Raw genomic sequence first — 26,834 nt, 5'->3', positions numbered from 1 at the left:
CTGCAAATGGCTGGGTTAGTCCCGAAGCTTTTGAAAAAGAATATTTGAAAAATTTAGAGGGAACCGCTGTCTAATTATTTGGCTAGGATCAAATCCCTGCTTATATATTGCGTATTTTTAGAGAGCAATTTTATGAAATAGTTCAAGGTGCGGCACCAGATAAAAAATTATACTGTGCTACAAATGTTGAAGAAATCATGCAGGGAACAAATAAAATTGAGTTTGTTGCAGGTTTTGGTGTTGCTCAACAAGGATATAGTGAAGTTGGCTTAAAAGGTGTTAATTTCAAAATGATTCTATCGGATGCTATATATGGAGATATTGAGTTTGATAGAGCATAAATTTTAAATAATACACTTCCAGATATTTGTAAGTCAGCAGTTTATGTACCTATTCAAAGATTTATTAAAGCTGACCCAAATTATAAGCCTTTTAAAAATGCGCCTGAGAATTTTAAAAATTTATTTAATTTTAATGAAAGAACATTTATTTCTAAGATAGCTAATGGCTATAGAAAATCATATAGAGCGAAGAACCTTTCTTCATTAAGTATTCTTGAATTAATTAAAAATACTCAGTTTAGCGATTCAATTCGTGCTGACTATTTAGGTCAATATATTGTTGATAATAGCTCAGAGGAGAATCTAAGAATTTTATTAGATTATCTAAAAGAAAAATTCGAAGAAAGCTGGAATAATTCTAACTATAAGCGTTTAGTTTGTATTTATGATTGCTTAGTCAATAAAAAAGAAACCCCGCAAAAGCGGGGTTTTCTTTTTGTCGAAGTATTTAAGAATTAAACACGTTCGATCACTGTTGCAATACCTTGACCAAGACCGATACACATCGTCGCAAGACCGATTTGTGTATCTTGCTGTTCCATCACGTTCAACAATGTTGTTGTGATACGCGCACCAGAACAACCCAATGGGTGACCCAATGCAATCGCGCCACCGTTATGGTTCACGATGTCCTGTTTGTCATAAATGCCTAAGCCTTTAAGAACAGACAGACCTTGGGCAGCAAATGCTTCGTTCAATTCAAAAGTCTGAATATCAGCAATTGACAGGCCAGCGCGTTTCAACGCTTTTTGTGTTGCCGGAACCGGACCATAACCCATGATCGCAGCATCACAGCCTGCAACCGCCATAGAGCGAATTACAGCACGTGGCTTAAGACCTAAAGCTTGAGCACGTTCAGCAGACATCAACAACATTGCAGAAGCGCCATCAGACAAGGCTGATGAAGTCGCTGCAGTTACTGTACCGCCTTTCGGATCGAAGACTGGACGCAAAGATTTGAACGATTCAAGGTTCGCATCTGGACGGATCACTTCATCGATATCACACAGGATTTTGTAGCCATCTGCATTATGACCTTCAATGCCGACGATCTCGTTCTGGAACAGACCATTTTCAGTCGCAGCCCAGGCACGGCGATGTGATTCCACACCAAACGCATCCTGTTCTTCACGGCTAATACCGTTCATACGGCCCAGCATTTCAGCAGTTAAGCCCATCATATTCGACGCTTTAGCATAATGCTTAGACGCTTCAGGGTTCAGGTCGATGCCGTGCATCATGCCGACATGGCCCATGTGCTCAACACCACCGATGATGAAGATATCACCTTGGTTCGTTGCAATTTGCGCAGCCGCAGTGTGAATCGCCTGCATAGACGAACCACAAAGACGGTTGACCGTTTGACCTGCAACGGTCTTCGGCAGGTCTGCCAGTAATGCGATATTACGGGCAATATTCATACCTTGTTCTAGGGTTTGGTTGACACAGCCCCAGATTACGTCTTCAACTTCATGCGGGTCGAATTCGTTACGTACCAAGAGGGCACGGACAAGCTCAGCAGACATCGAGTCGGCACGTACATTGCGGAACATACCGTTTTTGGTTTTACCCATTGCTGAACGTACGCCATCGACGATGACAACGTCACGTGGATTTAAAGTAGCCATTCACGTTGCTCCTTAACCGTAGAATTTTTTGTTGTTAGCAGCCATGTCACGCAGCATTTCTGGCGCTTCATAAGCTTTACCAAGGTGCGCATACTTATTGCAAAGCGCAACATACTCAGCTACACCGGTTTGATCGATGTAACGGCATGGACCACCACGGAATGGCGGGAAACCAACACCCATGATCATCGCCATATCTGCTTCAGCAGCAGTCGCTACAATGTTGTCTTCCAGGCAACGAACTGTTTCGTTACAGAAAGCCAGCATCATACGGTCAATGATTTCCTGAGCGTCAAATTCACGTTTTTCCGAAGTTGCAACAGAGGCTACAAGCTCATACGCAGTCGGATCAACCACTTTGGCTTTTTTGCCTTTACGGTCAAGTTCATACTTGTAGAAACCAACGTCATTCTTTTGCCCCAGACGTTTGTTTTCGTACATGACTTGGATCGAGCCTTTGTAGTCAGGCTTCATGCGATCCGGGAAGCCTTCAGCCATCACTTCTGCACCGTGAACGCCAGTGTCGATACCGACCACGTCCATCAGGTAAGCAGGGCCCATAGGCCAGCCGAATTTTTCCATCACTTTATCGATTTGCTGGAAGTCAGCGCCATCTTTAAGCAACAGGTCAAATGCGCCGAAGTAAGGGAACAATACGCGGTTCACCAGGAAGCCCGGGCAGTCATTGACCACGATTGGTGTTTTACCCATCTTCTGAGCCAGAACGACTGTGGTTGCAATCGCTTCGTCAGAAGTCTTCGCACCACGAATCACTTCAACCAGTGGCATCATGTGTACCGGGTTAAAGAAGTGCATGCCCACGAAGTTTTCAGGACGTTCCAGATTTTCAGCCAGACGCGTGATTGAAATCGTAGAAGTGTTAGATGCAATGATCGTGTTTTCACGAACTTTCGCTTCAGTTTCTTTCAGTACGATGCCTTTAACTTTTGGATTTTCAGTCACGGCTTCGATCACGATGTCCACTTCTTTAAACTCGTCATAGCTTAAAGTTGGACGGATGCGCGCAAGAGTTTCACCCATTTGAGCAGGCTTCATCTTCTTACGTTCAACTTGTTTGGTCAGTAAACCATTGGCTTCTTTCATACCCAAAGCAAGTTGCTGGTTACCGATGTCTTTCATGATGATCGGTGTGCCTTTGCTTGCCGCCTGGTAAGCAATACCACCACCCATGATACCCGCGCCTAAAACAGCCGCCTGGTTCACTGGATGCGCACCTTTTTCATAGCGCTTCGAGGTTTTTTTCACGATCTGATCGTTCAGGAACAAACCGATCAAGGCACCTGCCTGAGGTGTTACCGCAGCTTTGGCAAAGCCTTCAGCTTCAGCTTTCAGCGCGTCATCACGATGCAGGCTCGCACCCGCTTGAAGAGAATCAAGCAGTAATTTTGGTGCAGGGTATTGAGCTGGATTAGCTTTTGCCAGAACCATGCCTTTCGATGAGTTAAACGCCATCATCTGTTCGATCGGGCTGAGTTTAACTGGATCGAGTTTTTCCTGACGCTTGGTTTTCCAGTCTAAACGGCCATGAATTGCCTGTTTTACCAGATCAAGTGCAGCATCTTGTAGCTTGTCAGCAGGAACGACAGCATCGACTGCGCCGTCTTTCAGTGCAGCAGCTGGCTTCTTAGGATTGGCCATTGCCATCCATTCTACCGCGTTGTCGATACCGATTAGACGGCTTAAACGAACTGTACCACCGAAGCCCGGGAAGATCCCCAGCTTGATTTCAGGCAGGCCCACTTGTGCCTGTTCTGACATGACACGGTAGTCACACACCAGGCACATTTCGAAACCGCCACCCAGTGCCATGCCATTAATGGCAGCCACTTTAGGAATGTCGAGGTCTTCGAAGCTGTTAAAAATTTCATGTACTGGCATTGCCCAGTCAACAATCGCTTGTTCACCCTGAGCAAAGTTGTCGCCGAATTCAGTGATATCAGCACCTACAATAAATGTAGATTTGCCTGAAGTCACAATCAGACCTTGAATATCGGCATGGGAGACGGCTTCGATAGCAGCCTTGAAATCTTCAATCGTTGCACGGTTGAATTTGTTAACGGACTCACCTTGTAAGTCAAAGCGGAATTCTGCAATCCCGTCCTCAAGCATTTGGACGGTAATGGCATTGCCAGCGTGGATCATGCCCTGATCTCCTTTATTTTGGAGGACTTCTAAGTTGATGTTGTGAAGCAAGTGCGCATGTCCCGCGCACTTTTTGACTTCGCTAATCTTACGATAACTATATCCAAAAAGAACATAACAAGTTGTATCAAGCCGTGACGCAATGGTCATCAATTTCTGCCGGATTGGTTCGAACCGCTATGACTTTTCCTTTCAGTTTTCTAAAAGCAGATGAACCAAAGATTTTGTTTCAATTCATTATTTTTTATCAATCAGCCTGATAGATATGGAGCAGGGTGACTGATTTTCAAGGTTCATTTCTAGCGGAGTTTTGTCAATTCAGTCAATTTCTGTCCTTGAATGTGCCATTTTTAGCCTTGAAGCATACTGAGTGCAGGGCTTTCAGGTCTTTGCTGATAGTGTTCAAGCAGTACAAATAAAAGCGCAGTAGCTCATTTCGGTTGCTGAACTTTTCTGATGAGATCGAAAATGAGAACGATCCTGTCGATGTGTGATTTGAAATAATTTCTATCCTGCCGGGTTGAATCCCTGTCATCTGCTATGGAATTGTTTATGATGATCATGCACCAAGATATGGGGGATATCGATGCACGTATTTCGTTCTAAAAAAGACTGGTGGCTGCTGGCTTTTGTGATTTGTATGAGTGGCCTGTTGCTGCAACTACTGCTGACCATGCAGGCCAAAGGCACTATGCAGCAATATCCGCTGCACACTGCGGTTTATGTCCTGACTATTATCATTTTATGGTGGCCGCTGTGGAGTACGCGCTATGTGGTAGACAATGGGGTGTTGACCATAAAAAGCCTGTGGTTAAGCTGGAAGATTCCGTTAAGTGAAATCCAATCCATTCAGCCCACAGACCACTCTATCATTGCGCCAGCCTTATCCTTAAAGCGTCTGCGAATTGACTATACAGATGCGGGCATGCAGAAATTTATATTGGTTTCACCCAAAGATCAGACTGCTTTTATACAGGCGCTTCAGCCGAATAAAAACTGATGTCGAGTCTGACTTAGTTAAGCTTTTGCCTGCTCAGGCAGAACCACCAGTTGTCCATCGACACAGTCCAGATGCAGGCTCAATTGCTCGGGCTGGTTTAAAAAATACAGCGCCAGAATTGGCTCCAGTTCGGTACGCATCTTGCGGCCCAAATGCCGGGCACCGTAACGGATATCATGACCCTGATAGAAATAGGCTTTGGCTGAAGCGTTTAAATACACGCTGCGTTGCTGATATTGCAAGCGCTTGTTCAGTTTATCCAGTTCAATTTCGACCAGACGTGGCAGGACATCATGCTGTACCGCCTGATAATGCAGGCTGCGGTCAATCCGGTTGAGAAACTCGGGGTCGAATTTACGCTGCATGACTTTTTCAATGATGTGCTGGACGGGAACGCGCTTCAGACAAAGGGCCTGCATTTTTTCCGGCAGATAGCTGAGTTTATTCAGATATTGCTGCGCCGCCTGTGCCCCGACATTGCTGGTCATAAAGATCATGCAGTTGCGAAAATCGATAGTTTTGGTGCCCGCTGTCAATGTCAGCCGGCCAGTATCCAGCACGTTCATAAAGCCGCGAATCACCTCGTTACTGGCTTTTTCCAGTTCATCAAACAGCATGATGCCGGGCCGGGTATGACTGCCGGCAATCGCAGTTTCATCAAACAGGCTGTGACCTTCCTTTGATCCCACATAACCGGGCGGTGCGCCGGTCAAAGCCGCCGCATAATGTTCCTGTGCCAGAGTATTCATATCAATCCGGCAAAAGGCATCCGGGCGGCCATAGATCGCATCGGCAATCAGACGCACGGTTTCTGTTTTACCGACGCCAGTAGGGCCCAGCATCAAGGTAACCGACAAAGGGCGATCCGGACTGGAAAAATCTGCCTTGACCACATGCAACATTTTTTCAATTTCATTCAGGGCTGCATCCTGCCCAATAATCCGTTCACGTAGCAGTTGCATTACCTTACTCGGCTCGAAATGAAAACGCGGTTTACCAATCAGGCGAGCACGTTCAGACGGGTGATGGGTGGAGGTGGAGGGTTGAACAATATGAATGCCCGATTGCTGCAGGGTCATGCGAATCATCTCAAAACTAGACTTTTTGAGCATAACAAAGTTAAAGGTTGAAACTTATAGCTTTTAACAATCAGTTTATGTCGTGAGGATTATAGATTGGGGGGATAACCCGACAGGAACTTTAAGATTAAGTGGCAGCTTCAGGGGAATTTTGTGTTTTTGCTTGAAAATGACGCAACAATCATCACATATATCTGCAGATTGTAGGTGAAAAATAGGCTTTAGGTGAACGAAAACGCACGCCCCCATATTGAAAAAATCCTGGCGAATATGACCAGCCTGCCCGGGGTCTACCGGATGTATGGCAAAGACGGTGAATTATTGTATGTGGGTAAAGCCAAAAACCTGAAAAACCGGGTCTCCAGCTATTTTGTCAAAACGCTGGATCATCCCAAAACCCAGGCCTTGGTGGCACGGATTTATGATATCCAGACCCTGGTGGTACGTTCTGAAACTGAAGCCTTGTTGCTGGAACAGAACCTGATCAAGCTGCATCATCCGCCCTATAACATCATGCTGCGTGATGACAAATCTTATGTCTATATTTTTGTTTCGGCAGATAAACCCTATCCGCGTTTAGCCAGTGGGCGCGGCAAGGGCAAGCACCAGGTGGGCAAGTTTTTTGGACCTTATCCGAGTGCGTATACCGCCCGGGATACTCTGGTGGTGCTACAAAAACTGTTCAATGTGCGTTCCTGTGAAAACAGTTTTTTTGCCAACCGGACCCGGCCATGTCTGCAATACCAGATCAAACGCTGCTCTGCGCCCTGTGTCGGATTTATTTCTCCGGAAGACTATAAGGCAGATGTCGATAACTCGATCCGATTTTTGCAGGGCGATACCAAGGAGCTGAATCAGGAACTGATCGCAAAAATGGAAGCGGCCGCTGAAGCGCTGGAATTTGAAAAAGCGGTGTTCTATCGTGACCGGATGGCATTGTTAAGAGACGTACAGTCGCAGCAGGCGATCTATAAGCTCAAAGGCGAAGCCGATATCCTGTCGATTGCCTATCAGGCCGGGGTGACCTGTGTGCAGATCATGCATGTGCGCAACGGCAAAATGCTGGGTGGAAAAAGTTATTTCCCAGATATGCTCAGTGATGACCTGGGGCAGATGCTGGCCGATTTTATTGCCAATTTTTATTTTCAGGTGGCCGATGAAATTCCGGCTGAACTGATTGTTAATCTGGAAGTGGCTGATCGTAAAGAACTGGAAGCAGCACTCTCGCAGCATTTTGGCAAGAAAATCCAGATCAAGTCCAAAGTCCGCGAAACCCGGGCCGAATGGCTGGAACTGGCGCAGATGAATGTACAGCACGCGATTCAGGGCAAGCTGGCCAATCATATAGAATTAAATGAGCGTTTTCATCAGCTGGAGCAGGTGGTCGGCCATCCTGTAGACCGGATCGAGTGCTTCGATATTTCACATACCATGGGCGAAGATACCGTGGCATCCTGTGTAGTCTTTGATAGTGGTGGTGCGCGCAAGCGCGATTATCGCCAGTTTTCCATTCACGATATTCAGGCGGGTGATGACTATGCCGCCATGCGTCAGGCGCTGACCCGTCGTTATAAAAAAGCCCTGTTGCCAGACTTGCTGCTGATTGATGGTGGCAAGGGGCAATTGCACATGGCAATGGAAGTCATGCAGGAACTGGGACTGGATGCCTTTATGGTCGGTGTGTCCAAAGGTGAGGGACGTAAGCCTGGTCTGGAAACCTTGCACTTTACCGATGGCAGTAAAATTCAATTACCGGAGGATCATAAGGCACTGCATCTAATTCAGCAGGTACGTGATGAAGCACACCGCTTTGCGATTACCAAGCATCGTGCCAAACGCGATAAAAAGCGTGGTTCATCAGTGCTGGAAGTTATTCCGGGGCTCGGACCAAAACGCCGTCGGGATTTGCTGACCCATTTTGGCGGGATTCAGGGCGTACTGAAAGCCTCAGAAAGAGATCTGCAACTGGTACCGGGACTGGGTTCAGTCATGGCCCGGATGATTTATAAAGTGCTGCATGAATGACGCGTGGCTTAAATGCAAGGGCCAAAGTGCGCATTGACGCTTGGGTCACGTGACATTCACAACCTGAAGAATTTTCCGAATATACTGAGCATCAAGACTTACTGAGGGATCAACATGTCTTTGCATGCACTTTATGCACAAATTGCCGAACAGGAATGGGTAGAGTTTCCACAGGGATGGTTACAGGGTCGTACTCTGTATGGTGGTCTGGCTGCCGCGATGATGATGCAAAAAGCCGTCACTCACATCAATGATCCGGCCAAGCATTTGCTGAGTTGCAGTGTGACCTTTGTCGGCCCGATTCAGCAAGCCAAAGTACGACTGAGTGCCGAAATCCTGCGGCAGGGCAAGTCGGTGACCACGATTGAAGTGCGCTTATGGCAGGACGGCGCGGTGCAAAGTATTCTGATTGCCAGTTTTGGTATTTCCCGTGATTCAGAGATTCAGGTAAAGCAAAAAGTTCAGGCACCCGACTATGCTGCGCCAGAGCAGCTGTTTCAGATTCCTGTTGGCTATGGTATGCCAGACTGTTATGACCATTTCGAAGTAGCCTGGGCGGATGTCAATCTACCTTGTAGTGCCAGTCCTCGTCCGGACTTTGGTGGCTGGTGCCGGTTTCATCCTGAAAAGCATCACAACCGTGAATTTCTGGTCGCAGACTTGATGGCTATTTTTGATATCTGGCCACCTGGGGTGTTGCCGATGTTTAAAAACATGGCGCCTGCGAGTAGTCTGACCTGGACAGTGACCTATGTGCATCCGGTTCAACATCAATTGCATGATTGGTTTAAATATAAAGTATTTACCGACTATGCTGCGGATGGTTATGCGACGGAGCATGCCTATCTCTGGGATGCCGAAAATCGCCTGATTGCGATGGCAAGACAAACAGTGACGGTGTTTGCCTAGTGACACTGCAAGTCAATTCGTATAAAGTGAAGCCTATTAATGATGGATCAAACCTCTAAAAAAGTGTGCATTTTCATCGTACATGAGGGGAAAAATTGGCGGTGTCTATGACTACAGGTCGTATCCTGAATATTCCAAATATCTTGACCTTGGCGCGTATCGCTCTTATTCCGGTATTTTTATTGGTGGCTTACTGGCCACCTGCAATGGGCTTTGATGCTCATAACCCCGATATGACGCGGCATATCATTTTAACCACGATCTTTGTGGTGGCTGCGGTAACGGACTGGTTTGATGGCTATCTGGCACGTACATTAAACCAGACTTCCGCTTTTGGGCGGTTTCTCGATCCGGTTGCAGATAAATTGATGGTCGCAGCTGCACTGATTGTATTGGTGCAATGGCAGCCTTCCATGTCGATGGCTTTTGCTGCGATTGTAATTATTTCGCGTGAAATTACCGTTTCAGCCCTGCGTGAATGGATGGCAGAACTCGGTGCGCGGACCAATGTTGCGGTTTCAACAGTGGGTAAATACAAAACCGCTTTTCAGATGATCGCTATCACCGTATTCCTGCTGAACTGGCCACCGCTAGAAATGCTGGCGTATGCCTTGCTATACACCGCAGTGGTACTCACTTTATGGTCGATGTTCATTTATCTGAAAGCGGCTTGGCCATATCTGAAACAGCCTTAATCGAAATGAAAAGAGAAGCTCCTTGAAAGGGGGCTTTTTTTATGCGCTTAAATTATCAAGCCAATCGGCAAATTGCAGGCAAAAAAATACCCAGTCTTTGGGGGAAGAACTGGGATGAAATCGGGGTATTTGTTGCTTATTATTATAGTTATTCAAAGATATCTCATCTTCTTAGGGCTCATTATAGAGAGACAGTTTTTTTTAATCATGTGGCTTCTTGTAGCAGAATGTTGTGTTTTGTGAATACTCTGTATATTGCTTTTACAATCTATTATTTTGATACAAATCTGAATGTTTTTCAGCAGGATAGTGGCTGACTAGATAAACGAAATAGAATAAGTAAAAATCTGTTTTTGTGCTCTAAGTGTGAGTTAGTAAGATTTGCTAGAATTAGTCAAAAAATCCCCTGAAATAGGGGATAGATTTATGCCTACGCGGACTTCATTCTTGTTTTGTGTAAAAAAGAAAGGCAGGGCTTTAATGTGAAAAGTTCCTGCATTGGGAGCTCTTCACATTCAAAACTACCCGCTTCGCTGGTCTTGAGTAATGTTTAGAGCAATACATAAAAAAAGAATCCCCAATAATGGAGATTCTTTTAGATTAAAGCCTACGCGGACTTCGTCCTTGTCTTACGTAAAAAAGAAAAGCAGTGCTTTCTTTTTTACTCAGGCTTTAGCCCTTCGGCTTTTTCTAGGGATGCATCATTGTTAAAGAACTTTTCACGCTGTTCTTCTAGAAACTTTTTCGCATCAGCTTCAAACACGTTCAAACGCTTTTCATTAATTAGCGTGGTTTGGTGTTTTAGCCATTCTTGCCAAGCCTGTTTAGACACGGTATCAAACAATTCCTGACCCTTTGGCCCCGGGAATGGAGCAAAGTCTAAACCTTCCATGTCCGCCTGATACTTACGGCAAAAAACTTGTCGAGACATATCCATACTCCAAAATTATGCGTAAAGTTGTTCTAAACGCGCATGTGCACGCTCAATGGCTGCTTTCACTTGAGCAGGCGCGGTGCCACCAATGTGATTACGGGCATTCACCGAAGCTTCAAGAGTTAGGGCTTTTTCAAATACGTCTGCTTGAATCAGGTCAGAGAACTGTTGCAGTTGTTCGAGTGTCAATTCAGACAGGTCTTTAGATTCTTGTACACCGAGTGCAACCGCTTTACCTACAATCTCGTGCGCATCACGGAATGCAACGCCGTTTTTCACCAGGTAATCAGCTAGGTCAGTCGCAGTTGAGAAACCACGCAGCGCTGCTTCGCGCATTTCAGCAATGTTTGGAACCAGTGCAGGAATCATGTCAGCAAATGCCATGAGTGAACCACGAACTGTATCGATCGCATCGAACAATGGCTCTTTATCTTCCTGATTGTCTTTGTTATAGGCTAGAGGCTGGCCTTTCATTAAAGTCAGCAGGCTCATCAAATCGCCATAGACACGGCCGGTTTTACCACGTACCAGTTCAGGCACATCCGGATTTTTCTTCTGCGGCATGATTGAAGAGCCAGTACAGAAGCGATCTGGAATATTCACGAATTTGAACTGTGCAGATGTCCATAGAATCAGTTCTTCAGACATACGTGATAAATGCATCATAATTAAAGATGCAGCGGCATTAAATTCAATCGCAAAGTCACGATCCGATACTGCATCCAGCGAGTTTTCAGCAACAGCTTCAAAACCTAGCAGTTCAGCAGTATAAGCACGGTCGATTGGATAAGTAGTGCCTGCAAGTGCAGCAGAACCAAGCGGCATACGGTTGACACGCTTACGGCAATCAATCAGACGTTCTGAATCGCGTACCAGCATTTCAAACCAAGCCATTAGATGATGACCAAAAGTCACTGGCTGAGCGGTTTGCAAGTGGGTGAAGCCTGGCATGATGGTGTCGGTGTTTTTAGCCGCTAAGCTTAAAATACCTTTTTGTAATTTTTTCAGTAATTCCAGGATGCTATCGATTTCATCGCGTACATAAAGACGGATATCTGTAGCCACCTGGTCATTACGGCTACGACCGGTATGCAGTTTCTTGCCAGTAATGCCGATACGTTGAGTCAGGCGTGACTCAATGTTCATGTGGACATCTTCTAAATCAATGCGCCATTCAAAGTTGCCTGCTTCAATATCGGCTTGAATCGCTGTCAGACCTTCAATAATGTCATCGCGTTCTTGCGTGGTCAGTACGCCCACTTTTGCCAGCATGGTTGCATGGGCAATCGAGCCTGCAATATCTTGTTTATAAAAACGTTGGTCAAATTGAACAGATGCTGTAAATTCAGCAACAAAAGCATCAGTCGCTTCAGAGAAACGACCGCCCCACATACCCGAAGTCTGGGCGTGTGATGGATTAGAGGAATTAGAAGATGTGGTCATGTCGGCTCAATCAGATTAAAAGCAGTAGAACGAAAAAGAGTATAACAAATTCAAAGCCCATTGCCGAAGTCACATCTGCTCAATCTTTTACATCGATAAACGAACAGACGCAAAATTCCTATTTTTTTAGCCAGATCGGCAATCTACGCTATTTGCTGGAACTGTTTGCTGGCGGCAATATTCTGGCCATGATTCTGGCGCTTGCAGAAGCGCAATCCTGGCAGGCTTTGAATGGAATGCACCTGCTGCAATATATGCTGTATATCAACTGGGTACTGTTATGTTTTGCAGCACTGGTCGAGCTGTTCCATCAAGCCTTTCAACGTATGGGAATCAAACTGGCTTTGATTTCTGGATTTCTGCTGTTACAGGCAATTGTACTGCTCACTACGGTGAACCTGAATATCTTGATATATTTTGGACAGAATTTTAATTTTCAGGATTTAAACCTGGCGATTGCGCTGGATCGGGTCGGACTCCATTTAAGTCTGGGAATTTTGCTGGGAACTTTCTGTTTTCGCTATCTTTATTTGCGTGAGCAATGGGAGCAGCAGCAGCATAGTGAGTTGAATGCTAGGATTCAGGCCATGCAGGCACGGATTCAGCCGCATTTTTTGTTTAACAGCATGAACAGTGTGATCAGCCTGATCAGTATCAATCCGGATAAAGCCGAGCACATGCTGCTGAATTTGTCACGGTTATTTCGTGCCAGTTTTCAGGAATTAAAACTGGTCAGCCTGCAGGAGGAAATTGATCTGTGCCAGCGTTATCTGGAGATTGAGCAGATCCGTCTAGGTGAGCGTTTGCAGGTCGAATGGAAGTTAGAAAACAAAGACTTATACTCACAAGTTCAAATTCCATTATTAACTTTACAACCCTTGCTAGAAAATAGTATTTTCCATGGAGTTGAAAAAATTCTTACAAAGAGTACCATAAGCATATTGGTTGAAATATTGCAAAATCAAATTAATATCATCATAACGAACCCTTATGCACAGGATAATAAAACTTTAAAAAAGGGACATGGTATTGCAATAGAAAATGTCAGACAGCGTCTGCAAGCTTATTATGGACCCAGTGTGACTTTTCAAACCTTTGCCGGCGAAGGGATGTTTACGACGGTAGTGCGATATCAATATAAATAAAAATAAATCAAAGAAATCGCAGTTAGCTTTATCATTCATCTGATGATGTTAACTGGGTAAGGAGGAGAAATGGACATCCTGATTTGTGATGATGAGCCTTTGGCCGTCGAGCGTTTATCACGTTTGGTCTCTCAACTGGGGCATGATGTGGTGGCGACAGCAAGCCATGGCCGTCAAGCGATTGATCTGGCTCACCAATACGAACCCGATGTCATCCTATTAGATATTCAAATGCCTGAAATGAACGGACTGGCTTGTGCGCAACATTTGCGTCAACTGGATCCAATGCCGGCCATTGTCTTTTGTACGGCCTATGACCAACATGCGCTGGATGCATTTAAATCAAATGCCGAAGGCTACTTGCTTAAACCGGTGATGCAACAGGAATTGGCACAGGTTTTAGAGCACTTAACTAAACTTACCCAAGCTCAAATGAGCCAACTAAAACAAAAAGAAAATATGGACGAAATCAATATCAGCCGCCAGCAGATTGCGGCAAAGACCTATCGTGGTGTCGAATTGGTGCCAGTTGAAAATATCTATTATTTTCTGGCGGATCAGAAATATGTCACTGTGCGTCATAAAAACGGCAGTGTATTGATTGATGAAACCTTAAAGGAGTTAGAGCAGGAGTTTGGGAACCAGTTTATCCGGATTCATCGTAATGCCTTGATCTCGGTGCATTATCTGGATGGTCTGGAAGTGGTGAGTTCTGGTCAGTATCAGGTACGTTGTCGTGAGCTGGACGACCGTTTGGCGGTCAGTCGGCGACATTTACCGTTTTTACGAGATCGGATTCAAAAGCTTTAGCAGGGGATGAATGAGAGCATTCAGTTGAAACTTGTATAAATTCACTTGCATTTTCAAGTGAGCAGGTTAAGTTTAGACTATTGTTCTCATTTACTGTTATTGAAATTTATGAAGACCCTAAAAATTGCAACTCGACAAAGTCCACTTGCGCTTTGGCAAGCGGAACATATCCGTGCGCGCCTACAAGATTTGCACGCTGGTTTGCAGGTCGAGTTAGTCACTTTTGTTACACAGGGCGATAAAATTCTAGATACACCACTGGCTAAAATTGGTGGAAAAGGACTGTTTGTAAAAGAATTAGAAGCCGCTTTACTAGATGGTCGTGCAGATCTGGCTGTGCATTCCATGAAAGATGTCCCAATGGCCTTGCCCGAAGGTCTGAGTTTGGCGGTAATCTGTGAACGTGAAGACCCACTGGATGCCTTTGTGTCGAATACCTACACTAGTTTTGAGGAATTGCCACAAGGCGCCAAAGTGGGAACCTCAAGCTTGCGCCGTAAAACCCAGATTTTAAAACAGCGTCCGGATCTGCACATTATCGACTTACGCGGTAATGTCGGCACACGTTTGTCCAAACTGGATGCAGGTCAGTATGATGCGATTATTCTGGCCAGTGCCGGTTTAAAACGTTTGGGTCTGGCAGAACGTATTCGTCATACTCTGACGCCTGAAGTCAGTCTGCCGGCCGTGGGGCAAGGTGCATTAGGCTTAGAATGCCGTACTCATGATCAGACGGTCCTGGACTTGATTCAGCCACTCCTGCATGCAGACACGGATGCGTGCGTACGTGCCGAACGTGCCTTCAATGCCTATCTGGAAGGCGGTTGTCAGGTACCAATTGCCGGTTATGCCACGCTCAAAGAGGGTGTGATTTCAATCGAAGGTCGTGTAGGCAGTGTCGATGGAACAATTTTACTTCGTGCACAGCATACTGGCAAAATAGCAGATGCGGAGCCATTGGGTGTAGAGCTGGCAAAAGACTTGCTTGATCAAGGTGCTGGCGAGTTGCTCAAAGCACTCTATTTACACTGATGTTATTGATTAATACTCGCCCCAGTGATCGTGCTGCAGGCTTGACTCAACAGTTACAGGCAGCACAGGTGTCTGTTCTGGAATTGCCCTTGCTCGAACTGCATGCCATGCCTTATTCCGATGAGCTGTCGAGTTTGTATCAGCAGCTGGAGCAGGCACAGATTATTGTGGTGGTCAGTCCGACGGCCGCCCAGATTGGCATGCAATATTTACAACAGGCGGGTATTAAGCTCTCGACGTTGGCGCAGGTGTATTGGGTGGCAGTGGGAAAAGCCACTGAACAGGCATTGGCGAGCTATGGCATTCATAGTCATGTGCCTGAGGTCGAAACTTCGGAAGGCATGCTGCAATTGCCTGTGTTGAAGCAACTGGCTTCTGGTTCAGGTGTGGCTTTCTGGCGCGGAGAAGGCGGTCGTCAATTTATGATGGATCATTTACGTGCTAGCAATATTAAAGTTTTAAACTTTATTTTGTACCGGCGGCAATGTCCTGAAACGACGGCAACGATTTTGGCAGAGAACTTGGCGCTGCTTAAGACGCAGCAGCGTTTTGCAGTTCTGATCACTAGTGAGGCAAGCTGGTTAAACTGGCTGGTACTTATGCAGAATGATGCAGAGTTTATGAAGCGAGCCTGTTATTTGGTTTTGGGGCCACGTTTGGCTACTATTCTTGGGGAATATCAACAGCAGCATCAGGCAAGTTTTCAATTCGTACAAATCGATGATTTAGACGCAAATACGATCTTGCAAAAATGGGGCTGATATTAGGGAACGCATGAAGAAACTATTCATTGTATTGTTCATCTTGAGTATGGCGTGGCTCATCAAGCTCAGCTACGACCTACATGTTCTGAATACAGCACAGACTGAATTCAATCAAAGCATCAATCAGTTACAGCAGCAAAATGCCAATCTCAATGATCAGTTCGTGGCTTTAAAACGCCAGATTTCTGCTCAGCAGGAAAATGCTGAAACCACTTCATCTAAAGCGCCAGTACGTGAAATGACAACTGATGCAACGCAAAATGATATTGTCTTGGTGCAGCAACATCTGGATCTGATCGAATTTGCACTGCAACAACAACAATACGCCACTGCGATTGAGAAATTAAATCAGTTATCTAATGAGCTGGATGATTATATTTTAGCGCCTGCCTTGGTCAGCAGTTTACAGCAAGTGATTGCAAAAGATCAGGACATGCTGAAAAAATTCGTGAACAGTCGATTAGTGCAGCAAAATAAAGTAAAAGAGATCCTGGTGCAGATGGATGCTGAAATTGAAAAAGAAATTCAGACACCACATCGTCAGCGTCCAGAAACTCAACGCTCTTTCTGGCAGCGCTGGATTCAGGTTGAATCCGCAGATCAGCCAAGCACAGTCTTGATGCAACGGCATCTGGTACTGAAAGAGGCCCAATTGCGCTTGCTCATCGCACAAAATACCTTGCAAAAAGACCAATCTGTCGCTTTTCAGCAAGCACTGAATGCCGTGATTGAAGTTTTGGGACAATTGCCGGATGCGCAGAGCCAAAAATGGATTCAGCAATTGAATCAAATCAAGGCTACCCCGATTACTCCGATTCCATTATTAAACACACGCACCCTAGTGGGCTAATTGCTTATGAAACAGATTCTGCTGGCCTATTTATTTGTCTGCTTACTTGGCATTGCGGGACTGAGTATCCTGAGTTATGGACATGGGGCTGGCTATGTCTATCTGTATTGGCGCGAGTGGCAGTTACAAACCACCCTCTGGTTTTTGGCCGCATCCTTGGTCAGTGTAAGTTTTCTGATGCATTGCATCTGGTATGCTATCAAGCAGTATCGCAGTCGTGAAAAGCGTAAAACTGAAACAGTCTTTAGTTTTTCCCGCTTGCACCCTTATGAACAATTGGCCGTGATCTGGTTATTAAACGCTGCGCAGGATCAGCGGGATTTTATTCAGCAGTCTTTTACCAAGTCGGGTTTACTTAAACATATTATTGATGCACGTTTATCTTGGGGGCAACAGCAATATACCCATGCATTAACTGCTTTAAATCAGTCCAATCCCATGGCATTTGAATTGGCAGAATTACAGCGGATTGAAATTTATTTATCACAACAGCAAGGTGAACAAGCACTTACCCATTTAGAGTTTTTAAATCAGCATGAATTATCACCTTGGTTAATACAGGTTAAAACCGCCTATGAGCAGCGTCTTGTTGCATTATGGGGGGTATTTGCCATGCAATTTCCTTGGTTATATTTACGTTCGACCCAATATGGGCATTTAGACCAAGAAGTAAAAAAAACATGGCTGGAACAATTATTATTGGCCTATGAGCAAGCCACACAGGACGATTTATTTTATTTACAGCAACGTTATTTAGATTTAAAACCTCAGATATTTGATCGTGACTATTCAGTCAAGTTATTATGGTTGAAATTGTTATTTAGAATGCCAGAAATGAGTGCCGAGCATGAATTGCTCGCGATCCATTTAATGGAACAGCAGTTTAATCAGGATGTCTTTTATTTGTGGTTCCAGCAACAGTTATTAAGGCAAAATCCGGATTATGATGCGATTGCACAACAGATTTCGCACTGGGAAGCTAAGTATCCGGCATTGCCGATTTTAAGCTTTGCGAAATGGCATGTGTTGCAAGCCACAGGCTATACAGATCAAGCCCAGCAACTACTTGACTTGTATCCGGATGATATTCGTATGAGTTATTTAAGAATTAAAGCTGCCTTACAAGATCGGGAGGACTTGCTACAGCAGTTAAATGCAGTATTTGAATCGAATGCAAACTTTATAGAAATTAAAACTTGAGAATAATGATGTCAGAATTAAAACAATATCCAGTAATTTATGAACAAACAGTCGCATGGGGCGATATGGATGCCTTTGGACATGTCAATAATGCCATGTATTATCGTTATGTCGAAAGTGCACGTCTGGCTTATCTAGGGATATTAGATTTACGTAATGAACCGGTATTTACGGTAGTGTCTTCAAATCAGTGCCGTTATTTAAAACCTGTGGTTTTTCCTGATCATTTAAAAGTGGCAGCACGTATTGAAGAAATCCGTAATAGTGCAGTCAGAATGCAATATGTATTATGGAGTGAAAAACAACAAAGTATTGTGGCTACTTCAGAAGCAGTGATTGTCTGTGTGGATAAAAAGACCATGCAGAAAACAGAAATTCCGGAGCATATTCGTGAAAAGATTAAAGCGCTTGAATTAAGTGTTCAACATGAAATTTAAAAATGAATGAAGCATTTTATTTTGTAATTTTTTTTAAACTTTATTGTTATTGCTTTAAGGTTTTATATTGAATGTTTTATTTAATATAAATATGATGGGGCTATTATTTAACAAAACGAATAATATTATTTTTCGGAGAGCATTATGCCAGATATTACGCATTTATCAGTAGAAGAGTTAAAACGTTTACAAGCAGAAGCAGAATCACTGATTGCTTCAAAAAAAGATCAAGAGATTGAAGACGCTTATCAGCAAATTCTGGCAATTGCCGAGAAAGTTGGTATGACGGTTGAACAGTTACTTGAATTTGGTGCGTCTAAACGTAAGAAATCATCACGTAAGTCGGTTGAGCCGCGTTACCGTAGCAAAAGCAATCCGGAAGATACCTGGACTGGCCGTGGTAAACAACCGCGCTGGTTAGTGGCAGAATTGGAAAAAGGCGCAAAGCTGGACGATTTCCTGATCTAAGCCTCCATTTGATCTGGTCATTAGGCTGTCATACAGGCAGTCTAAGATGATTAAACCAAGCATACCTGCTTGGTTTTTTTATATCTATGAATTGGCGTTGAGAGAAAAGTGTGCATAATGTGTAAGTATAAGGGAAAAATTATAAATGGGGATTTGGACTTGAGCGATTGGTCGTGGTGGGGATGAGCAGTAAACCGAAAACTTTAAGATGGTTGATCCTTGCTCTTGTTGCATTTTTTATTTTTGTCGTATTACAAGTGCCAGCGGCCTGGTTAATTTCAAAATTTTATAAAAATAACCAGACTTTGCATAATGTAAACGGAAATATCTGGCAGGGAGGTGCGGACTGGAAAAAAGGCAATCTTCGGGGCAGTCTGAACTGGAAAGTACGGCCGCTGGATTTGCTGTTGCTGCGAGTTGGAGCACATGTGGATTTGCATAGTGGCAATACCCAGCTTTCCGGGATCATGGCCTATGGTCTGAATAAATCTTTAATTGTCAAAAATCTTGAAGGGCAGGTCGCGCCTGAAACCTTAAAAAAAGTTGCAGACTGGCAATGGCCGAGTACTGCGATTCAGTTTAAAGATCTGGATTTTAAATATAAAAAAGATCAGGGCTTTAGTCAGGTGGCCGGGCAAATGCAATGGGTGGGTGGTGAGCTGATTTATACCTTTGCCCAGCGTCAGGAACGCATGAATGTACCCGCCATGACTGGACAACTCGCAGATGAAAGCGGACAGCTGTTAATTGGTGTTCGGGATAGTCGCGATCAACGTATGCTGAATATCAAGCTTGATCCGAGTCTGATGCTGGATATCCAGCTCACCCAACGCTTTTTAATGAATGCGCCTTCCTATGAAGGTAAAGCCGGATTAGATACCTATGTGATCAGTACCCGCCAACCCTTAATGGGAGGCTTGAACTGATGGCAGTTTCTCTGAATGATTTAAAAAATATTGAACTGAAACAGATCAATCGTGCTGCACCTGTGGTTTTGTTACTGCTCATCCTGTATCTATGCTGGAAGCTGGCGGCTTTGTTCTGGTTGCTGATTGCTCCACCACAAGCCATGCAGCTGGATCGGGTTGAACTGGGCTCGCAACAGGCACAAATTCCGAATATCAGTGCATTTTCACTGTTTCAGGAAGTTGGGCAGTCTGCGGGTGTGGTTGAAACGGCCAATATCATTTTACAAGGGGTGGTGGTTGCCAGTCCAAGTTATAACTCTTCTGCGGTACTGAAAATTAATGATCAGGTCGATCGTTACCGTGTCGGGGAAATGCTGGCCAATAGCGGTTTTGAGTTGGCTGAAGTGTATTGGGATCGGGTTATTTTACGTCGATCCACAGGTGCTACTCAGGAAGTCTTATTCAAAGGTCTGGAAAATGGCTTGAATCAGCCGATTGTGCCGGAAACATCCGTATCTTCAAGTTCAATGCCTGCTATGCCTTCTAACAGTGGTATGCCTGAGCAGCCTTCGCCGCAGAATGAAATTGGTCGGGCCATTCAGCAGATGCAGGAAAACAAGGACCAGTATTTACAGAATATGGGGGTTAGTGCAGCAGATGGTAGTTATGAAGTGACTTCACGGACGCCGGCTGCACTGCGTAATCGCCTGGGTTTAAGACCGGGCGACCGGATCTTGTCTTTAAATGGTCAGACGCTGAGCCAAGGACAGACCGAAGCACAATTACTGGAACAGGCCCGACGTGAAGGTCAGGTCAAACTCGAAATAAAACGTGGTGATCAGGTGATGACCATACAACAAGATTTGAAGTGATGTGTCATCACACATAGGGTTAGGAAACACGAAAGTTTATGGCTTTATTTAATAATAATCGATCAGCATGGGCATTCTGTGTGGCCGCACCGTTAATGGCTATGGTCAGTACGGCGAGTTATGCACAAACCTGGAAAATCAACCTTCGAGATGCTGACTTAACTGCATTCATTAATGAAGTGGCCGACATTACTGGCAAAAACTTTGCAGTCGATCCGCGGGTACGTGGCAATGTGACGGTCATTTCCAATAAAGCCCTGAATAAAAATGAAGTCTATGACCTGTTTTTAGGCGTGTTGAATGTCAACGGTGTGGTGGCAATTCCTTCGGGGAATACCATCAAGCTGGTTCCGGACAGCAATGTCAAAAGCTCGGGCATTCCCTATGATGCCAGAAGCCGTGCCAGTGGTGACCAGATTGTGACCCGGGTGTTGTGGCTGGAAAATACCAATCCGAATGACCTGATTCCTGCATTGCGTCCTTTGATGCCGCAGTTTGCCCATCTGGCGGCGGTGCCCGGGACGAATGCCTTAATTGTATCGGATCGCGCTAGCAATATTTACCAGCTGGAAACCATCATTCGCAATCTGGATGGCACCGGTCAGAATGACATTGAAGCGGTCAGCTTGCAATCCAGTCAGGCTGAGGAAATGATTGGACTGATTGAGTCCATGACTGCAACTGGTGGAGCTAAAGATGTCCGGGGTTCGCGGGTGCGGGTGATTGCAGATACCCGTACCAACCGGATCATCATCAAAGGTGATCCCACGACGCGCAAACGGGTGCGTCAAGTGATCGAAACCTTGGATGTACCGGCCGCGGATCGTTTGGGTGGATTAAAAGTTTTTCGTTTGAAATATGCCAGTGCCAAAAATCTTGCGGAAATCTTGCAGGGTTTGGTGAGCGGGCAGGCGGTGAACAATAATTCAAATTCGAGTAGTACATCCTCGAACTCGTCTTCACTCAGTTCTGGCAGCAATTTAAATAACAACAATACGACTACCGGTTCAAGTAGCAACACCTCTTCAGGCATTCAGCTGAATACCGGCATGAATAATGAGCAGGGCGGAATTACCAGCTTTAATGGCAATGGCGTCAGTATTATTGCCGATACCACACAAAACTCTTTAGTGGTGAAAGCGGATCCACAACTGATGCGGGAAATTGAATCGGCAATTGACCAGCTGGATATTCGCCGTCAACAGGTTTTGATTGAGGCCGCGATTATTGAAGTTGAAGGAACTGATGCGGATCAACTCGGTGTGCAATGGGCCTTGGGTGATATCAGCAGTGGTATTGGGCTGGTGAACTTCGATAATTTTGGGACTAGTCTGAAAAATATTGCGGCCGGTTATCTCACCGGTGGTGGGGCAGGTGCTGCAAGTGCCGTGGGCGCGGGCAGTTCACTGGTACTCGGTGATTATCGTGAAGGCAGTGATGGTTCTCGCCGTCTGTATGGCGCGATGATTCAGGCACTCAAAGAAACCACTAAATCTAACCTGTTGTCTACGCCGTCGATTGTGACCATGGACAATGAAGAAGCCTATATTGTAGTGGGTGAAAACGTACCCTTTGTTACTGGTTCGGTATCTACGGGTGCGGCAGGAGTGGCCAACCCTTATACCACCATTGAACGCAAGGATGTCGGGGTCACTTTAAAGGTGGTTCCACATATTGGCGAAGATGGTACCGTACGCCTGGAAGTGGAACAGGAAGTTTCTGATGTCAAAGCCAGTAAAGGGCAGGCGCAGGATCTGGTTACCAGCAAGCGAGCGATCAAAACCTCAATTCTGGCCGAACATGGACAAACCATTGTGCTTGGTGGTCTGATTTCGGATAACACCAGTTATGGACGCCAAGCAGTGCCGGGTCTGGGTGCGATTCCAGGCTTGGGACGTTTATTCCGTTCTGAAGGTAAATCCAATCAGAAGCGTAACCTGCTGATTTTTATCCATCCAACCATTGTAGGCGATAAAAATGCAGTGCGTAAACTGACCCAACAACGCTATAGTCAGCTATATAGTCTGCAACTCGCACTCGATTCGGACGGGAACTTTGCCAAGCTGCCAGAAAGTGTTGAAGATGTGTATCAACAGCGAATTCCGGTATCCAGAACACCATTGCAAAACTCGACTTATCAAACTGTGCCGACCGCACCCGTTCAGGCGCAGCCAGCCAATGTAGTTGTTACGCCGGTAGCGATAGAACCAGTGATTCAGCGACAAGTGGTAGAACCCGTCCAACAGGTAGAAAAAAGTAAAAATACCGTTACAACAACCACACTTAGACCCAAAAGCTAAGTCATTCGCATTTGCAGACAGCATGTTATGATAATGTCAAAGAGAACAGAGAAGTAACTTTCATGACTTGGAAAATACACGCGATTACAGGCGACTTAACAGGACAGGAAATTAGCATTGACCGTGACATGCTGGTGGGGCGTCATCAGGCGGCAGATATCGTGTTACAGGCTGCGGAAATCTCCCGTAAACATGCGGCATTTTTACTAAAGGATGATGCGCTCTGGGTGCAGGATTTGGGTTCATCGAATGGCACTTTCGTCAATGATGTGCAGATTGCGCAAGAAACCTTATTAAAGCAGGATGACATTGTTCAGTTTGCCAGCTTGAAATTTTCAGTAATGGCGCCTGCGGCTGCAGTAGAGGTTCCAGCAGAAATTGAAGCAACGGCAGAAAAAGTCGTGGAACAGGTCGAAGTCGCTGAGCCTACACCTGCACAGCAAATGAATGATCAGGGAATGCCGGAACTGAAACATCGTGATGCTACGGTACAATTAACCCGTGATGGCATGCCAACCAATGTCGGTATTCCAAAACCGGCACCTATTCCGGAAGGCGTGGACATTAATGCGGTAAAACCAGAGCCTACCCCAATTCCGGTTGAGCAGCTTGTATCACGTGTAGAACAGGAAAAAGAAACCCAGAAAAATGTATCTGTAGGTTTGATTTCAGTGATTGTGCTGATTATTTTGGCAATTATGGCTTGGTTGTTGTTCAAATAAGCTGATGATTGGTTACAATCAAGGCATGCATAGCGCATGCCTTTTTTGTGGCTGCGCACATTATAAAAGAGGGTCGGGATGTCTATTGCACAATTAGAAAAGCGTGAACTGATCTTGTTTGATCTGGATGGTACCTTGGTGGATTCAGCACATGATCTGTATCGCGCCATGAATATGAGCCTGAATGTGCTGCAATTGCCTCTGGTGACTGAAGAGCAGGTACGGACCTGGGTAGGTAAGGGCACGTCGATATTCTGTGAAAGTGTACTCCAGCATCTGGTGGGTGAAGTCACACCGGCACAGCATCAGGAACTCTTAACGACTTTTCTGGATATCTATAATGTCGATCCCTGCGTCGATACCGTTCCTTTTCCGGGAATCCTGAAATTTCTGGACTGGGCTAAAGCCCAAGGTAAAACCCTGATTTGTGTGACCAATAAGCCTGAACTTCCTGCCCGCAGCATTTTAGATACCTTGGATATGGCTCATTATTTTGCCGATACCATTGGTGGCGACCGTTTTACTGAACGTAAGCCGCACCCACGCCAGTTGTTGCACTGTGTCGAACATTATAAGGTGAGCAAAGAACAGGTCTTGCTCATTGGCGATTCTTCCAATGATGTTGAAGCCGCACGCCGCGCCGGGATTGATTGTGTTGTGGTCAGCTATGGCTATAATCATGGTGAAAATATTGCAGATTGTCAGCCGCAGCAGATTGTGGATGATCTTAGAGAATTACTTGCCTAATACGCGTACTAAGGAAAGAAAATGAATAGTTGTAAGGTTTTTCGATGGCGTCGCTCAGTTCAATTCTATTTACATACTGAGTAACCCTAATTTAAAGAGAAAAACCGCATGACCACTCAAGCACAATTCCAGCAACTTGCTGCACAAGGCTATAATCTCATTCCTGTTTATCGTCAGCGTCTGGCAGATACCGATACACCACTTTCTATTTTTGCACGCCTTAAACAGCATCAGCAGGCTTATTTATTTGAATCCGTAGAAGGCGGAGAGAACTGGGCACGCTATTCGATTATTGGACTAGGTGAATCTACTGTATTTTCCTGCAATGCAGGCGAACTGACGGTACAGCATGCAGATGCTTCAATTGAAAAACAGCACTGTGCTGATCCATTTCAATATATCCGTGATTTTCAGGCGCAATTTAAGGTGCCTACCCAGGTAGAATTGCCGGACTTGCCGAGTTTTACTGGTGGATTAGTTGGTTACTTTGGTTACGACGCTGTGCGTTATATCGAGCCGAAGTTAAAAAATGTGCCTGAAGCAGATCCGGTCGGTTTACCCGATATCTGGCTGATGCTGTCTAAAACCGTCATCGTGTTTGATAATTTAAAAGATACCTTGTTCCTGATCGTACATGCTGATGCCACTGCTCCGGGTTCTTATGAAAAAGCACATGAACAATTAAATGAATTAGAAAATATTCTTGCCACGCCCATCAGTCTTAAAGCTGAAAAACATAGTCCGCCACATTTCGAGTCCCTCACCGGACATGACAACTTCATTGCTTCGGTGGAAAAGGTCAAAGAGTATATTCGTGCTGGCGATGTAATGCAGGTCGTACCCGGGCACCGGATGGTGTCTGACTTCGACGGTGACCCGCTACAGGTGTATCGTGCGCTGCGTCATCTCAATCCATCGCCGTATTTGTTCCTGGTGCAAGGGCAGACCTTGGAAAATAACACGCCATTCCATATTGTCGGTTCCTCTCCTGAAATTCTGTCCCGTCTGGAAAATGGTATTGCCACAGTTCGTCCATTAGCGGGAACCCGTCCACGTGGCAAAACCAAAGAAGAAGATCTGGCACTTGAGCAGGACTTACTCTCTGACGAAAAAGAAATTGCTGAACATGTCATGCTGATTGATCTGGGACGTAATGATGTGGGACGCATTGCAAAAATTGGCAAAGTGCAGGTAACTGATCAAATGGTGATCGAACGTTATTCACATGTGATGCATATTGTCTCCAATGTGCAGGGTGAAGTACGTGATGATGTCGATGCTCTGGACGTTTTTAAGGCAACTTTCCCCGCAGGCACACTTTCAGGCGCGCCAAAAATCCGTGCCATGGAAATTATTGATGAAGTTGAGCCGGTAAAACGTGGAATTTTCGGTGGCGCTGTTGGTTATTTAGGCTGGCATGGCGAAATGGACATGTCGATTGCGATTCGTACCTGTGTCATTCGCGAAAATAAGGTCTATGTTCAGGCTGGAGCAGGGTTAGTTGCCGACTCAAATCCTGAATCTGAGTGGAATGAAACCCAAATAAAAGCTCGCGCAGTGATCAAAGCGGTTGAATTATCATCAAATGGTTTGATTTTATGAGTTTTTGACGTTTTTTTTGAAAAAAACACTTGCAAGGATTCTGAGTTTTGCTAAACTGCACACCGTTCCGATACGAAACGTACGAAACACTAAGAAACGCCGGCATAGCTCAGTTGGTAGAGCAACTGACTTGTAATCAGTAGGTCCACAGTTCGAATCCGTGTGCCGGCACCATCTTAGAAGTTTGGTAGTGTGAAATAAAGAACAGCACTGATGTAAGTGTAAAAAATGGTGAGGTTCCCGAGCGGTCAAAGGGGGCGGACTGTAACTCCGCTACGAAAGTTTCGAAGGTTCGAATCCTTCCCTCACCACCAATTTTAAGACTTCAATAAGTGGTTTGTACCAACATCGTGCGGGAGTAGCTCAGTTGGTAGAGCGGTAGCCTTCCAAGCTACATGTCGCGAGTTCGACCCTCGTCTCCCGCTCCATTGAAGTACTAATATTTGCTCTTATAGCTCAGTGGTAGAGCACTCCCTTGGTAAGGGAGAGGTCTCGAGTTCAAATCTCGATAAGAGCTCCAGATTACAGTTTAGCAACTTTGTTGCAAAGAAATTCCAAAAGCAGGCTATTTAGTCTGCTTTTCAAGTATTTGGTGTTCGGTTTTTTTAAACGATATGTCGGAGCTGGGTTTTACTCAGAATTGTGTTCGACGTAAACGAGGAAGATTAACATGGCTAAGGCTAAGTTTGAACGTAATAAGCCACACGTTAACGTGGGCACAATTGGTCACGTTGACCATGGTAAAACAACTTTAACAGCT

The 26,834-nt window shown here is 45.2% G+C and carries 25 protein-coding genes and 4 tRNA genes; 24 read left to right on the top strand and 5 right to left on the bottom strand.

The annotated features are described in order from the left end of the window. Positions 1-107 precede the first annotated feature (107 nt). Positions 108-341, top strand: a complete 234-nt coding sequence (locus NI464_RS13840) for a hypothetical protein (protein WP_253139119.1) — start codon at positions 108-110, stop codon at positions 339-341. 455 nt (positions 342-796) lie between these two features. Here NI464_RS13840 and fadA read toward each other — a convergent pair whose 3' ends face one another. Further along, a complete protein-coding gene (gene fadA, locus NI464_RS13835) occupies positions 797-1,969 on the bottom strand; it encodes an acetyl-CoA C-acyltransferase FadA (RefSeq protein WP_004729264.1) in 1,173 nt (390 codons plus the stop codon). A 12-nt stretch (positions 1,970-1,981) separates the two neighbouring features. Beyond that, complete coding sequence (gene fadB, locus NI464_RS13830) at positions 1,982-4,132, bottom strand: fatty acid oxidation complex subunit alpha FadB (protein WP_168730643.1); 2,151 nt, start codon at positions 4,130-4,132, stop codon at positions 1,982-1,984. A 586-nt stretch (positions 4,133-4,718) separates the two neighbouring features. Here fadB and NI464_RS13825 point away from each other — a divergent pair. Beyond that, a complete protein-coding gene (locus tag NI464_RS13825; protein ID WP_004278641.1) occupies positions 4,719-5,132 on the top strand; it encodes a PH domain-containing protein in 414 nt (137 codons plus the stop codon). A 17-nt stretch (positions 5,133-5,149) separates the two neighbouring features. Here NI464_RS13825 and NI464_RS13820 read toward each other — a convergent pair whose 3' ends face one another. Continuing rightward, complete coding sequence (locus tag NI464_RS13820) at positions 5,150-6,211, bottom strand: AAA family ATPase (RefSeq protein WP_253139116.1); 1,062 nt, start codon at positions 6,209-6,211, stop codon at positions 5,150-5,152. A gap of 225 nt (positions 6,212-6,436) precedes the next feature. Between NI464_RS13820 and uvrC the strand changes: the two genes are divergently transcribed. The 3 genes from uvrC (at position 6,437) to pgsA (ending at position 9,840) form a co-directional block, all read left to right on the top strand. Then, a complete protein-coding gene (uvrC, locus tag NI464_RS13815; RefSeq protein WP_005108089.1) occupies positions 6,437-8,236 on the top strand; it encodes an excinuclease ABC subunit UvrC in 1,800 nt (599 codons plus the stop codon). A 114-nt stretch (positions 8,237-8,350) separates the two neighbouring features. Beyond that, the gene (locus NI464_RS13810) at positions 8,351-9,145 is read left to right on the top strand and encodes a thioesterase family protein (RefSeq protein ID WP_168730644.1); all 795 of its coding nucleotides are present in this window, start codon (positions 8,351-8,353) and stop codon (positions 9,143-9,145) included. A 107-nt stretch (positions 9,146-9,252) separates the two neighbouring features. Then, on the top strand, positions 9,253-9,840 hold the full coding sequence (gene pgsA, locus NI464_RS13805; RefSeq protein WP_016806864.1) for a CDP-diacylglycerol--glycerol-3-phosphate 3-phosphatidyltransferase: 588 nt from the start codon (positions 9,253-9,255) through the stop codon (positions 9,838-9,840). A 661-nt stretch (positions 9,841-10,501) separates the two neighbouring features. On the opposite strand, the gene NI464_RS13800 is transcribed toward pgsA, so the two are convergent. Both NI464_RS13800 and argH read right to left on the bottom strand, forming a co-directional pair. Beyond that, entirely contained in the window at positions 10,502-10,771 is a 270-nt protein-coding gene (locus tag NI464_RS13800) for an oxidative damage protection protein (protein ID WP_004278636.1), read from the bottom strand. Positions 10,772-10,786: 15 nt separating this feature from the next. Then, a complete protein-coding gene (gene argH, locus NI464_RS13795; RefSeq protein WP_171501402.1) occupies positions 10,787-12,217 on the bottom strand; it encodes an argininosuccinate lyase in 1,431 nt (476 codons plus the stop codon). Between argH and NI464_RS13790 the strand changes: the two genes are divergently transcribed. The 19 genes from NI464_RS13790 to NI464_RS13700 form a co-directional block, all read left to right on the top strand. Further along, positions 12,208-13,362: a sensor histidine kinase gene (locus NI464_RS13790; protein WP_253139113.1), complete on the top strand. Its 1,155-nt coding sequence runs from the start codon at positions 12,208-12,210 to the stop codon at positions 13,360-13,362. The two genes, argH and NI464_RS13790, sit on opposite strands and share 10 nt — an antisense overlap. Positions 13,363-13,431: 69 nt before the next feature. Continuing rightward, a complete protein-coding gene (locus tag NI464_RS13785; RefSeq protein WP_004278633.1) occupies positions 13,432-14,172 on the top strand; it encodes a LytR/AlgR family response regulator transcription factor in 741 nt (246 codons plus the stop codon). Positions 14,173-14,280: 108 nt separating this feature from the next. Next, positions 14,281-15,204 carry a hydroxymethylbilane synthase gene (gene hemC / locus NI464_RS13780; RefSeq protein ID WP_253139110.1) on the top strand — a complete coding sequence of 308 codons (924 nt, stop codon included), beginning with the start codon at positions 14,281-14,283 and terminating at the stop codon, positions 15,202-15,204. Then, entirely contained in the window at positions 15,204-15,965 is a 762-nt protein-coding gene (locus NI464_RS13775; protein WP_168730647.1) for a uroporphyrinogen-III synthase, read from the top strand. Before hemC ends, NI464_RS13775 begins: the two co-directional genes overlap by 1 nt. Before the next feature lie 13 nt (positions 15,966-15,978). After that, on the top strand, positions 15,979-16,818 hold the full coding sequence (locus NI464_RS13770; protein WP_168730648.1) for a hypothetical protein: 840 nt from the start codon (positions 15,979-15,981) through the stop codon (positions 16,816-16,818). A 6-nt stretch (positions 16,819-16,824) separates the two neighbouring features. Next, positions 16,825-18,018 (top strand): heme biosynthesis protein HemY, encoded by a 1,194-nt coding sequence (locus NI464_RS13765; RefSeq protein ID WP_168730649.1) that lies wholly within the window; start codon positions 16,825-16,827, stop codon positions 18,016-18,018. 8 nt (positions 18,019-18,026) lie between these two features. Next, on the top strand, positions 18,027-18,455 hold the full coding sequence (locus tag NI464_RS13760; RefSeq protein WP_168730650.1) for an acyl-CoA thioesterase: 429 nt from the start codon (positions 18,027-18,029) through the stop codon (positions 18,453-18,455). 141 nt (positions 18,456-18,596) lie between these two features. Then, positions 18,597-18,923 carry an H-NS histone family protein gene (locus NI464_RS13755; protein ID WP_034437983.1) on the top strand — a complete coding sequence of 109 codons (327 nt, stop codon included), beginning with the start codon at positions 18,597-18,599 and terminating at the stop codon, positions 18,921-18,923. A gap of 182 nt (positions 18,924-19,105) precedes the next feature. Further along, positions 19,106-19,849 (top strand): type II secretion system protein N, encoded by a 744-nt coding sequence (gene gspN, locus NI464_RS13750; RefSeq protein ID WP_253139106.1) that lies wholly within the window; start codon positions 19,106-19,108, stop codon positions 19,847-19,849. Continuing rightward, positions 19,849-20,703, top strand: a complete 855-nt coding sequence (locus NI464_RS13745) for a type II secretion system protein N (RefSeq protein ID WP_168730652.1) — start codon at positions 19,849-19,851, stop codon at positions 20,701-20,703. The genes gspN and NI464_RS13745 overlap by 1 nt, the downstream gene beginning before the upstream one ends. Positions 20,704-20,741: 38 nt before the next feature. Continuing rightward, positions 20,742-23,003, top strand: a complete 2,262-nt coding sequence (gene gspD / locus NI464_RS13740) for a type II secretion system secretin GspD (protein ID WP_168730653.1) — start codon at positions 20,742-20,744, stop codon at positions 23,001-23,003. Positions 23,004-23,065: 62 nt separating this feature from the next. Beyond that, positions 23,066-23,725: an FHA domain-containing protein gene (locus tag NI464_RS13735; protein ID WP_253139103.1), complete on the top strand. Its 660-nt coding sequence runs from the start codon at positions 23,066-23,068 to the stop codon at positions 23,723-23,725. A gap of 78 nt (positions 23,726-23,803) precedes the next feature. Continuing rightward, entirely contained in the window at positions 23,804-24,472 is a 669-nt protein-coding gene (locus NI464_RS13730) for a phosphoglycolate phosphatase (protein ID WP_086044201.1), read from the top strand. Between the two features lie 108 nt (positions 24,473-24,580). Next, positions 24,581-26,074, top strand: a complete 1,494-nt coding sequence (gene trpE / locus NI464_RS13725; protein ID WP_168730654.1) for an anthranilate synthase component I — start codon at positions 24,581-24,583, stop codon at positions 26,072-26,074. A gap of 98 nt (positions 26,075-26,172) precedes the next feature. Beyond that, positions 26,173-26,248: transfer RNA gene (locus NI464_RS13720), tRNA-Thr, on the top strand. Positions 26,249-26,304: 56 nt separating this feature from the next. Then, a tRNA-Tyr gene (locus NI464_RS13715) sits at positions 26,305-26,388 on the top strand. A gap of 38 nt (positions 26,389-26,426) precedes the next feature. Then, positions 26,427-26,502: transfer RNA gene (locus NI464_RS13710), tRNA-Gly, on the top strand. Positions 26,503-26,519: 17 nt separating this feature from the next. Then, positions 26,520-26,594 (top strand) — tRNA-Thr (locus NI464_RS13705). A 150-nt stretch (positions 26,595-26,744) separates the two neighbouring features. After that, positions 26,745-26,834: GTP-binding protein (locus tag NI464_RS13700; RefSeq protein ID WP_072292276.1), on the top strand; the 90-nt coding region annotated here is incomplete at its 3' end.

The sequence above is a fragment of the Acinetobacter lwoffii genome, from assembly GCF_024129685.1.
GTDB classification, from domain to species: Bacteria; Pseudomonadota; Gammaproteobacteria; order Pseudomonadales; family Moraxellaceae; genus Acinetobacter; species Acinetobacter lwoffii_X.
This window is presented reverse-complemented; position numbering and strand designations above follow the sequence as displayed.